Annotated in this window: 9 protein-coding genes; 2 read left to right on the top strand and 7 right to left on the bottom strand. The window is 71.8% G+C overall.

The features are described 5' to 3' along the window. Both E2E34_RS25295 and E2E34_RS25290 read right to left on the bottom strand, forming a co-directional pair. Positions 1 to 1,219 (bottom strand): acylneuraminate cytidylyltransferase (locus E2E34_RS25295; RefSeq protein WP_138904224.1); only part of this gene is annotated, 1,219 nt, incomplete at its 3' end. Continuing rightward, positions 1,216 to 2,508, bottom strand: a complete 1,293-nt coding sequence (locus E2E34_RS25290) for a DUF6716 putative glycosyltransferase (RefSeq protein WP_138904223.1) — start codon at positions 2,506 to 2,508, stop codon at positions 1,216 to 1,218. The genes E2E34_RS25295 and E2E34_RS25290, both read right to left, overlap by 4 nt. 187 nt (positions 2,509 to 2,695) lie before the next feature. Here E2E34_RS25290 and E2E34_RS25285 point away from each other — a divergent pair, with 187 nt between their 5' ends. After that, positions 2,696 to 3,685, top strand: coding sequence for a glycosyltransferase family 2 protein (locus tag E2E34_RS25285; RefSeq protein WP_138904222.1), 990 nt, complete (start codon positions 2,696 to 2,698; stop codon positions 3,683 to 3,685). Beyond that, a complete protein-coding gene (locus E2E34_RS25280; protein WP_138904221.1) occupies positions 3,685 to 5,028 on the top strand; it encodes an alpha-2,8-polysialyltransferase family protein in 1,344 nt (447 codons plus the stop codon). Before E2E34_RS25285 ends, E2E34_RS25280 begins: the two co-directional genes overlap by 1 nt. 92 nt (positions 5,029 to 5,120) lie before the next feature. On the opposite strand, the gene E2E34_RS25275 is transcribed toward E2E34_RS25280, so the two are convergent. The 5 genes from E2E34_RS25275 to E2E34_RS25255 form a co-directional block, all read right to left on the bottom strand. Next, the gene (locus E2E34_RS25275) at positions 5,121 to 7,475 is read right to left on the bottom strand and encodes a glycosyltransferase (protein WP_138904220.1); all 2,355 of its coding nucleotides are present in this window, start codon (positions 7,473 to 7,475) and stop codon (positions 5,121 to 5,123) included. Further along, entirely contained in the window at positions 7,472 to 9,022 is a 1,551-nt protein-coding gene (locus E2E34_RS25270; RefSeq protein ID WP_208765332.1) for a hypothetical protein, read from the bottom strand. Before E2E34_RS25270 ends, E2E34_RS25275 begins: the two co-directional genes overlap by 4 nt. 149 nt (positions 9,023 to 9,171) lie before the next feature. After that, complete coding sequence (gene leuE / locus E2E34_RS25265; protein WP_138904219.1) at positions 9,172 to 9,828, bottom strand: leucine efflux protein LeuE; 657 nt, start codon at positions 9,826 to 9,828, stop codon at positions 9,172 to 9,174. Positions 9,829 to 9,882: 54 nt separating this feature from the next. Then, positions 9,883 to 10,116 carry a Uma2 family endonuclease gene (locus tag E2E34_RS25260; RefSeq protein ID WP_138904218.1) on the bottom strand — a complete coding sequence of 78 codons (234 nt, stop codon included), beginning with the start codon at positions 10,114 to 10,116 and terminating at the stop codon, positions 9,883 to 9,885. Positions 10,117 to 10,174: 58 nt separating this feature from the next. Then, the coding region (locus tag E2E34_RS25255; protein WP_244316076.1) for a methylmalonyl-CoA mutase family protein at positions 10,175 to 10,977 on the bottom strand (803 nt) is incomplete at its 5' end.

Here is a 10,977-nt window from a genome sequence, read left to right as displayed (position 1 = left end):
GGGTGAGGGACGGGCCGAGGATCCAGGCGGCGATCTCGCGGATCGCGCCCTGGCCGCCCGGCACGGTCGTGACGGCGCGCGCGGCGCCGCGGACGGTGTCGTGGGCATTGGCGACCGCGACCGGCCAGCCCACGAGGGCCAGGCAGGACAGGTCGTTGACGTCGTTGCCGGCGTAGAGCACCCGCTCGGGGGCGACGCCCTGCTCCTCGCACCACTGCTTGAGGGCGAGGTCCTTGCGGTCGACGCCGTGGAGCACGGGGATGCGCAGCTTGCGGGCCCGTGCGGCGACGACCGCGTTCTCCTCCGTGGACAGGATCAGCAGCTTGAGCCCCGCCTTGCGCAGGGCCGCGATGCCGAGCCCGTCGCCGCGGTGCACGGCGACGAGTTCGCGTCCTTCGGAGTCGATCAGCACCCGGTCGTCGGTCTGGGTGCCGTCGAAGTCGATGACGACCGCGTCGATGTCGTCGCGGGTCGGGAGGGCGCCCGTGGCCGCCCCGGGGTCGAGGAGGGGTGCCAGCGCGCGGGCGCGGGCCAGGTCGTGCGGGTCGTCGATCTCCAGGACGCGGGCCGGGTCCGTGACGACGAGGGCGGTCCGTCCGAAGAAGCGGTGCCCGGCCTTGCGGAATCCGGCGGCGTCCATGGCGTACGCCGCGCCCGTCTCCAGGAAGTCCTGCGGACGGTCCTGGCGGCGGGGGCGGAAGCTCTTGTCGTGGTTGACCCCGACGGCGGCGCTCCGGGCGTCCTCGCGCCAGACGAAGCCGTGGAAGGGGGCCACCGTGTGGGCCGTGTCCGCGCCGTCCTCGACGACCGCGGCGGCGACGCCGTCGACGTCCTCGCTCGTCAGGAACGGGCTGGTGCACTGCACCAGCAGCACCGCGTCGACCACGGCGCCGTGCGTCGCCTCGTGGGCGTCCAGGGCGTGCAGTACGGCCGCCTCGCTGGTGGCCGTGTCGCCGGCGATGTCCGCCGGGCGCAGCACCACTTCGGCGCCCGCGCCGCGCGCCGCCGCCGCGATGGCGGGGTCGTCCGTGGAGACGACGACGTGGGTGACCAGGCCGGCTTCCCGGCACGCCCGGGCGGCGCGCGCCACGAGCGGCGCTCCGCCCACGGCGGCGAGGTTCTTCGCCGGCACGCCCTTGGAACCGCCGCGGGCGGGGATCACGGCGAGGACGCGGCGCCCGGGCCGTGCGTCGGTCTGGGGTTCCGGCTGGCTGTTCACAGTTCTCCCATGCGGCGGATGACGGGGGCCACGCGCTGCACCCCGTGGCGGTACGCCCCGCGCGCCGCCTCCCGTACGGCGTCGCGCAGGACGCGGCGTACGCCGGTGACGTCGGTGGTGGTCCGGGGGCCGTCGAGGCGATGGCGGGCGAGGATGCCGGGCAGGTAGCCCGGCGCGGTGGCACAGGTGTAGTAGGGGGCGATCGGCGGGAGGCCGGGGCGCTCCAGAAGTGCGGTGACGCGCTTGCGCACGGCGTCGAAGGCCGTCTCGTACGAGCCGTCCGCGGCCACTCCCTGGCGCTCCAGCCACTCCTCGTCGGCAGACGGCCGGTAACCGGCGTCCAGCTGGTCCCAGGAGGCGAGGCATCCGGAGCCCAGGAAGTGGTGGTTGCCGAGGACCTCGCGCACGCCCAGGTCGGTGAGGACGGCGGTCGGGATGCGGCGGTGCAGGGACTCCAGGGCGGCGGTCGAGCTGACCGTGACCAGGAGGTCGGTGCGGTCCAGGACCTCGCCCATGTGCCCGTAGACGAGGCGGAAGTTGGGGGGCGTACCGCCTTCGACGCGGGCCGCCAGCTTCTGGTACGGCAGTTCCTCGATGTGCGTGGTGTGCTCGCCCGGCTTGCTGCGCAGCTTGAGCAGCACCTCGCGGCCGGGGTGCAGCCGGGCGTGCTGGACGAGCCGGCGCAGCAGGTAGGCGCGGTCGGCGCGGGACTGCGGTACGGAGGGCTGGGCGGCGAAGACGACGGTACGGATGTCCGTGCCGGTGTAGCTGTCGCCGCCGAGGAACGGCAGCGCGGCCTCCGTCACGGCCGACGCGTCGGCGCCCACGCCCTCGTACACCGCGCGGAAGCGCTCCGCGTCGTGGCGGGAGTTGGCGAGGACGATGTCGGCGCCGTGGCGCAGCAGCAGTCCGTCGGCCAGCTTCTCGTAGACGACGCCGACGTAGCCGGTGCCGATGACTGGCCGGCGGCCGGTGTCCGGCCACAGCGGCGCGAGGCCGTGCAGCATCGCCTGTACGGCTCCTCCGACGAGGGCGAGCAGGACGACGTCGTACGCCTCGTGCTCGACCTCCGCGATGAACTCGGCGGCGGTCACCTCCCGCACCCCGTCGACCGGCACGCCGACCTCGGCGAGCTGGCGGGGTGTGGGGGTGGCCCGGCCGCGCAGCAGGAATCCGTCGATCCGGGCTTCCGGCGCGATGCGGCGGGCGGTGAGGGCGCCCCATTTCCATCGCGTATCGGAATCGGCGATCACGGCGATCCGCAGGGCTTTGCTGGTACTTGCTGGCACATCGAAGAAACTAGGGAGGCATTCCGATTGACGGCCCAACTCAGCCGCAACAAACGGTTAACAGCACATCGACGATCGGCGTCGGAGCCCGGAAAGCAGGCAGGTTAACCATTCCGCCATTCTTCGTTCACCCGGCATCTCTCCGGGGGACGCAACGAATGCCGTGGCACGCCCTAGCGTCGCGGAGGTGGTCAAGCTCTCTGTCGTCGTGCCGTTCTTCAACGTGCAGACATACGCCCCAGACACCCTTCGAAGCCTCCGCGCGAACGCGCGGGACGACTTCGAGTTCATCCTCGTCGACGACTGTTCGACCGACGGAACGCCGGAGATCCTCCAGCGCGCCGAGCGCGACCTCCCGGGGGCGGTCGTGGTCAGACACGAGACCAACGGCGGCCTGGCCACGGCCCGCAACACCGGGCTCGACGCGGCGCGCGGCGAGTACCTGACGTTCCTCGACGGAGACGACTGGCTGGCCCCGGGCCACTACGCCCGCCTGCTGGCGGCGATGGAGGAGCTGGGCTGCGACTTCGTCCGTACGGACCATGTGCAGTGCACCGGGCGCGCCCGTACGGTCCACCGGGTCCCGCACGGCCGGCGCGGCGTCGTCATGTCGCCGCGCGACGCGATCCTGCCCGCGAGCCGCTCCACCTCCGTCGACTACGCCTACGCGTGGGCCGGCATGTACCACCGCCGGCTCGCCGACCGGGGGCTGCTGCACTTCACCGACGGCCTTCGCACGGCCGAGGACCGGCCGTGGATCTGGCGGCTGCACCGGGAGGCCGAGAGCTTCGCGGCGCTCGGCACGCTCGGCGTCTTCTACCGGCGGGGCGTCTCGTCCTCGCTCACCCAGATCGGCGACGTACGGCAGCTCGATTTCATCCGGGCCTTCGACCAGGTCGTCGAGGAGACGGCGAAGGACCCGGACGCGGACCGGCTTCTGCCGAAAGCCGTGCGTACGTACTGCGCCATCATTTCCCATCATCTGGGAAGCATCGAAAGGTTCGAACCGGCCGTGGCACGGAAATTGCGGGCGATGAGTACGGCGGCGCTCAAGCGGATGCCGCAGGATTTCCTCCAGGACGCGCTGGATTCCATGGACATGGAGCGCGCGGGGCGGCTCCGGCGGCTGCGCCGCCGGCCCGTGTCCGCGTCCGCCGCGCCGGGGGTCGCTGCCTGATGCCCACGACGCAGATCTTCTTCGCCTCCACGCTGTACGGCGCGGCCACCCTCGCCGCCGCGATCGACAGCGATTGTTTCGCTCCGGCCGCCCGGCGGCTGCTCCTGGTCAGCAACAACGCCATGACGCCCGAGACGACGCCCTCCGTCGACCAGATGCCGGGCTTCGAGCGGCTGCGGTCGCGTTTCGACGGCGTGCTGTCCTGGAACGAGGCCGTCGCCCCCTACCACCCCGGCGCCTGGTCGCCGCGCGTCGACGACGTCCCGCTGTGGGAGCGGCACCTGCGGCTGCTGTGGGGGCTCGGCGACGACAGGGTGGAGCTGGTCGTCGAGTCCATCCAGGTCAATCCGGCGCTCGCGCTCACCCAGCTGTTCCCGGACGCGCCGCTGGAGGTGTACGCCGACGGGCTGATGAGCTACGGCCCGACCCGCAACAAGATCGAGCCGCTGGTCGGTACGCGCGTACGGCGTCTGCTCCACCTGGACCTGGTGCCGGGGCTGACCCCGCTGCTGCTCGGGGAGTTCGACGTACCGCCGGAGCTGGTGCCGACGGAGGCGTTCCTCAAGGTCCTGGCGGAACTGTCGGACGCGGAGGACGCGTTGGCGCTGCCCGCCGACTCCGCGCTGCTCCTCGGCCAGTACCTGTCGGCGCTGTCGATCCTGACCGCCGAGGAGGAGGAGGACCTCCACGTGACGATGTTGCGCGGGGCCGTCGCACGCGGCCACCGGCGGATCGTCTTCAAGCCGCACCCCACGGCGCCCGCCCGCTGGTCGCGCGTGCTGGAGCGGGAGGCGGTGGCGCTCGGCGTCGAACTGACCGTCCTGGACAGCCCGGTGCTGGCCGAGGTGCTCTACCAGCGGTTCCGCCCGGCCCTGGTGGTCGGGTGCTTCTCGACGGCGCTGCTGACGGCGAGCACTTTCTACGCGGTGCCGGTGGCCCGTACGGGCACGGACGTGCTGCTGGAGCGCCTCTCGCCGTACCAGAACAGCAACCGCGTACCGGTCACGATCGTCGACGCGCTGGTGCCCGACCTGGCGGAGGACGGCGACCGCACCGGGCCGGCCTCCCTGCCGTACCTGTCCGGTCTCCTCCAGGCGGTCGGCTTCGCGATGCAGCCGCAGATCCGCTCCGACCTGCGGCCGGCGGCCGAGCGTTTCCTCGCCCAGCACCTCAAGGGCCGCACCTGGCGCTACTTCAAGCGCCGCCGGCTGACCACGCTCGCGCTGCCCGGCGCGATCCCGAAGCAGTTCGCCTTCATCCCGCGCAGCGCCGTGCTGCGGCGCGTGGTCCGCAGGGCACGGTCGCTCAAGCGCGCCGCGCTCAAGAGGGCGGCGCTGGGCTGACGGGGGTCCGGTACGACGGCGAGGGCGGGCCACTGGTGACCAGTGGCCCGCCCTCCTTTTCGTGCGTGCGTACGGGTGTCCGGGCGGCCGGGTCAGCGGGCCGGGCGGCCCAGGATCACCCGCAGGTCCGCCGCGTTCGCCTCGGTCACCTTCCACAGCTCCTGCTGACGGCCGTGCACGTCGGCCACCGACGCCGCGTGGTCGTCCAGCAGCCCCAGCGCGCGCTCGGTGAGCACCGCCCCGAGGTTCTTGTCGTGGACCGAGATCCCCCACTCGGGCCGGTCGATGTCGGCCAGGAAGTACGCCATCTTCGGGTGCGAGATCAGGCTGATGATCGGCGTGCCGCAGCCGAACGGGATCATCCCCGCGTGCCCGCGCATGCCGATCACCAGCTTGGTGCGGGCGTACGTGTCCCTGATCGCGTCGTTGTCGAAGTCGTACATCGGGATGACCGGCAGCGACACCCCGTGCTCGCGCCGCAGGTCGAACGCGATCTTCTCGTCGTCGAGCGAGTGCGCCACGCACTTCACCTCGGCGTGCGCGCCGAGCGCCCGTACCGCCTTCGCCATCTCGGCGAGGAAGTGGCCGTAGTCATGGCCGAAGCGCAGACCCGCCCGGTCGTACGCCGCGTTGACCAGCACGGTGTTCTCACGGTGCGACGGGTCGGTCCAGCCGTCCACCAGCTGGCGGGTGACGGTCGTCGGGCAGGGCTGGTAGCGCACCTTGTCGTGCAGCTCGGCGGGGAGCAGCGACCGCACCTTCTCGATCGAGCCGTGGTTGCGCAGGCCGAAGAAGGAGGCGCGCTCGACGAGGGCGCGCAGGGCGGTGTTGAAGCGCCCGGCCCGGTAGGACTGGCCGTCGAAGGCGTTGAATCCGACGGCGTACACCATGACGGGTACGTCGACGCGGTTGAGCAGCGCGTCGGGGACGTTCCACTGCCAGGCGCTGTTGCCGTTGGGCGCGGTGTCCGGGATGAACAGACCGCCGCCGCCGATGACCAGGCCGCGCCGGGCGTTGACGCGCTCCAGGGCCGCCTCGTCGAAGAGCCGGTGCGCGTGGACGGAGAGCCACTTGCGCGGACCGGTGTCGGAATCGAAGGTCAGCCGTACCGTCTCGGGCAGCAGCTTGTCGCCCGCGTTGCCCTGGCGCTCCATGTAGAAGGCGACGTGCGCCAGCTGCTCGGCGGCGACACCCTCCGGCGGCGCCTGCGGGGCCTCGGTACGCCGCTGCATCAGCCGGCTCGCGCGGTGGGTCGGGTCCACCCGCAGGCCGTCGAGCGCGTACCGCTGCGCCTCCTCGTCGTCGCCGTGGATCCAGGCGATCTGGGCGAGCCGGCCGAAGGCGGTGGCGGCCCGGTTCGGGGCGGCCGTGGCCAGCAGCAGCTGCGCCCTGGCCTCGTCATAGCGCGACACGCTCATCAGCGCGTGGCCCAGGACCTCGTGCGGCCAGGCGGAGTCGAGCGGGATGCGTACGCTCCCGAGCACGTCCACCGCTTCCTGGTACTCCCCCGCCGCGATGTGGGCCGCGGCGACCCTGCGGGCGCTCTCGACGTCCCCGGTGCGCCGGACGTGCGGGGTGCCGAAGTGCACGAGGAGGTCGTGGTGCGCGCCCTTGGCCTGCGCCAGGAAGGCGGCGTGGAACTGCGCGTCGGACAGGTCGAACTCGCGCCAGCGCTCCTCCGCCTTCCCGTACCCCGCCTCGCCGCCCTGCCAGGGCTTGTGCCGCCCGGTGAAGTGCAGGATCGCCGTGTCGTCCGGCACCGGCAGGTCGCCGGACAGCCGCCGCTTGACGAAGTTGTAGCGGGCGTCGAGCTGGACGAATTCTCCGTCGAGCACGGCGTTGAGGATGCCCTGGTCGTGCTTGTCGAGTTCGTACGCGCCGCTGCGTCCGGTGGCGTCGATCCGCGCGCAGAACTCGTCGCTGAGGTACTCGCGCTGGATGACGAGGAGACCGCTGTTGAGCTTGTGCTGCCCGTAGAAGAACTGCGGCACGGCCGCCAGCCCCTCGCGCAGCTTCAGCAGCTCGCCGAGGTCGCCGAGGACCACCATGTCGGTGTCCAGGGTGATCACGGTGTCGTAGTCGCGGATGCGGAAGACGTCGAGGATGAAGTACGCCTTGCGGACCAGGTAGTTGGCCTGGTCGCCCTTGGCGTACGTGTCGTAGTGGGCGGCGTCCACCCGGCGCAGCTCGACACGCGGGTGCAGCGCCCGGATGCGGGCGACGGAGGAGGGCTTCAGGTCGTCGTGCAGGACGATGAAGTCCTCGCACAGGCCCGGGTTGGACAGGGCGAGACTGCGCAGCAGCACGAGGAAGCCGGGCAGGTAGTTCTCGTCGACGAAGCTGGCGAAGGCGATACGGCGCTTGCCGGTGAGCGTGTTGGCGCTTGCGCCGGCGGGTGTCGCGGTGGGGCCGCCGGCCGGGGTGGTGGCCTCGGTGGTGGGTGTCATCGCAGGGATATCCTCATGTCACTGACGCTCTGGGCGCGTTCCATGACCCACGCCTTTTCGCTGGTGTATTCGTGCACGGAGGTGATGGGCATCCGCATCGCCTCCTGGAGGCGGTAGGCGCCGCTCTCGTAGAAGTCGAACCCGATGAGGTCCAGCGTCGGGCTGACATCGAGGAAGTCCAGCAGCCACAGCATGTTGAAACCGCTGGTGGGGATCGACGACCAGACGTCCGTGCCGACCTTGCCGATGTTGCGCAGCGGCCAGCGCAGCGATTCGTCGCCGAGGTACCGCTGGGCCCCCGGCACCAGCCGGTTGCGCAGCGAGTGCTTCCAGTCGCCGGAGACGCCGCCGAAGACGAGGCGGGTCATGACAGGCTGGTCCCAGTTGAAGCCGTGCTTGTGGATGGTGGCGTGGATGTCGGTGCGGCTGCCGGTGGCGGCCGCGTCGATCTTGTACGAGTTGAACCGGACGACGAGGTCGTACGCGTCGATCTCGGCGCCCAGCGAGCTGCGGCCCACGCGCTGCGAGTTGGCGATCAGGCAGATGGACCGGCCCGCGATCTGGTTGCGGAACTCCCCGAGGCTGATCCAGTCGACGCCGCCGAAGGTCGGGTCGGCGACCGGTCCGCGCATGCGGTTCCGCCGCTGCTCGGCGTAGAGCGTGACCAGCTCGCGCAGCTCGGCGGCCCGGCCGCCGTTCGCCTCGATCCGCAGGTCGAGGTACTGGCTCAGCGCCGCCTGGATGTCCTGCACCGGGCTGTTCTCGCGCTCCATGGCGAGCAGCGCGCCGACCAGGCGGGGCTCGGCCTGCTCCAGGCTGCCGCGCGCGTGCAGCGCGAGCCCTTCGGCCCAGACGTCGGTGGCCGGTCCGGCGGAGTACGCCGCCGCCTCCGGGCACTCGCGCTCCAGCAGCCGCAGCAGCTCGTCCTGCCGCCGCCCGCCCTCCCGCATCCCCGCGATCCTGGGGACCACGCCGAAGCCGTCGTCGTCCGTCAGCGCCAGGTAGCGCGCGTACGCCTCGACGGTGGCGGGCTCGTCCCCGACGGCCTCCAGCGTCCTGGCACGCAGCCGCCAGCCGGCGCGCGAGTTCCGGCGGCGGGTGAGCACGGTGTCGCTGATGAGCAGGGCCAGCCGCAGCTCGTCGTCGTACCCGCACTCCAGCGCCTTGCTGCCGACGGCCAGCAGTGCGTCGAGCAGCTCACCGCTCAGCTCGTCGGCGGGGCCCGCCGGGGCTTTGGTGGCGCGCCGGATCAGGGCCGTGGCACCGGACGCGGCCGGCGCCGGCACGGTGGCCTGCGCCATGGCCTGCGTGGCGAGCAACTGCCGCAGCTTCTCCGCGAGTTCCGTACGCCTGCGGTCGAGCGTGGCGACGAGCTTGCCGCTGTGCACGGCGCAGGCGCGCAGGCACTCGTCGAGCCCGGTCGGGTTGATCCCGTTGATCCCCTTGTTCCCGGCGGGTGGCACGTGGGAGGACACCCGGCCGTCCGGCGCGCCGGTGGGGTTCTCTCCGTCGCGCGGTCTCGGCCATCGGTTGCGGGCCTTCGTCATGATGCTCCAAGGTCTTTCCGCCCCGCTGACAGGTCGCGGGTCCGCGTCACCCTAGGAACCCAGCACGACCCGCGGGTGAACTCCCCTCGTCGGCAGGGAAAACATGCGCGACGCCCGTGGGCAGCCTCCCTGGTGGAGCCCGGGACAGGTCAGACGCCGCTGACCGACAGCTTCGCCGCGAAGCCCAGGAACAGGACGCCCGCCGCCGAGGTCGCGCCCGCCGACAGGCGCTTGCGGCGGCGGAAGGCGGCCGCGAGGCGGGTGCCGCCGAAGATCAGGGCGGAGAGGTAGAGCACGCTCGCGAGCTGGGCGAGGGTGCCGAGCAGGACGAACGAGAGGGCGGGGTGGGCGTACGCCGGGTCGACGAACTGCACGAAGAAGGAAATGAAGAAGAGGATCGCCTTCGGGTTGAGCAGGCTGATCACCAGCGCGCGGCGGAAGGGGCGCTCGGCGGCGGGCGCCGCGTCGGCGTCCGGCGTACCGGCGTCCGCCAGTTCGCGGCGGCTGCGCCACATCGACCAGGCCGCCCGCATCATCCCGATCGCCAGCCAGGTCAGGTAGCCGGCGCCCGCGTACTTCACGATGCCGAACAGCAGCGCGTTCGCCTGGAGCAGCGAGGCCACGCCGGCGGCGGACAGCACCATCAGGACGGCGTCGCCGCACCAGACGCCCGCGGCGGCGGTGTAACCGGTGCGGATGCCGCGACGGGCCGCGACGGACAGGACGTAGAGGGAGTTGGGACCCGGCAGAAGAATGATCAGTACGAGCCCGACGAGGTAGGTCGGCAGATCGGTGATACCCAGCATGGGCGGAGTGTCGCACAGGGGTACGGCACTCGGCCGGGGCATTTCGCAGTGCGGTCAGTCGCCGTCGAGGAGGGTGTCCACGGGCAGCTCGAGGGTGACGCCGACGGAGGCGGGGACGGGGACCGAGGCCCCCCGCTCGTACCGCTGCGGCGCCGGGTACTTGCCGTTCCCCGGATCGCTGTGGAGCAGTACTTCACCGTGCTTGCGGTCGGCCACGACATAGACCGGGACCCCGGCCTCGGCGTAGCTCTCGACCTTGGTCCCGAGGTCGTCGGGATCACTCTCCACCGAGAGCGGCCGGGGGCAGCGACGTTCCGCCCCCGATCACTCGTCCGTGGCACGCGCCTCAGAACGCGTTCGTCGGGACGTACGTCCCCCAGACCTCGCGCAGCGCGTCGCAGACCTCTCCGACCGTCGCCCGGGCCCGCAGCGCGTCCTTCATCGGGTAGAGGACGTTGTCCGTGCCCTCCGCCGCCTTCTTCAGCTCCACCAGCGCCGCGTCCACGGCCGCCTGGTCGCGCTCCGCGCGCAGCTTGGCGAGGCGGTCGGCCTGCTGGGCCTCGATGGCGGGGTCGACGCGCAGCGGCTCGTACGGCTCCTCCGTCTCCAGCTGGAAGCGGTTGACGCCGACGACGACGCGTTCGGCGCTGTCGGTCTCCAGGGCGATGCGGTAGGCGCTGCGCTCGATCTCGTTCTTCTGGAAGCCGCGCTCGATCGCGTTGACCGCGCCGCCCATGTCCTCGACCTTCTCCATCAGCTCCAGGGCGGCGGTTTCGACCTCGTCGGTCATCTTCTCGACGACGTAGGAGCCGGCGAAGGGGTCGACGGTGGCGGTGACGTCTGTCTCGTAGGCGAGGACCTGCTGGGTGCGCAGGGCCAGGCGGGCGGACTTGTCGGTGGGCAGGGCGATGGCCTCGTCGAAGGAGTTGGTGTGCAGGGACTGGGTTCCACCGAGGACGGCGGCCAGGCCCTGGACGGCGACGCGCACCAGGTTGACCTCGGGCTGCTGGGCGGTGAGCTGCACGCCGGCGGTCTGGGTGTGGAAGCGCAGCATCAGCGACTTGGGGTTCTTCGCACCGAACTCCTCGCGCATGACCTTGGCCCAGATCCGGCGTGCGGCACGGAACTTGGCGACCTCTTCGAGGATCG

The sequence above is a fragment of the Streptomyces albidochromogenes genome, assembly GCF_005981925.1.
Lineage (GTDB): Bacteria > Actinomycetota > Actinomycetes > Streptomycetales > Streptomycetaceae > Streptomyces > Streptomyces albidochromogenes.
Note: the sequence above shows the minus strand (reverse complement) of the source record. Positions and strands in the feature narration are given on the sequence as shown.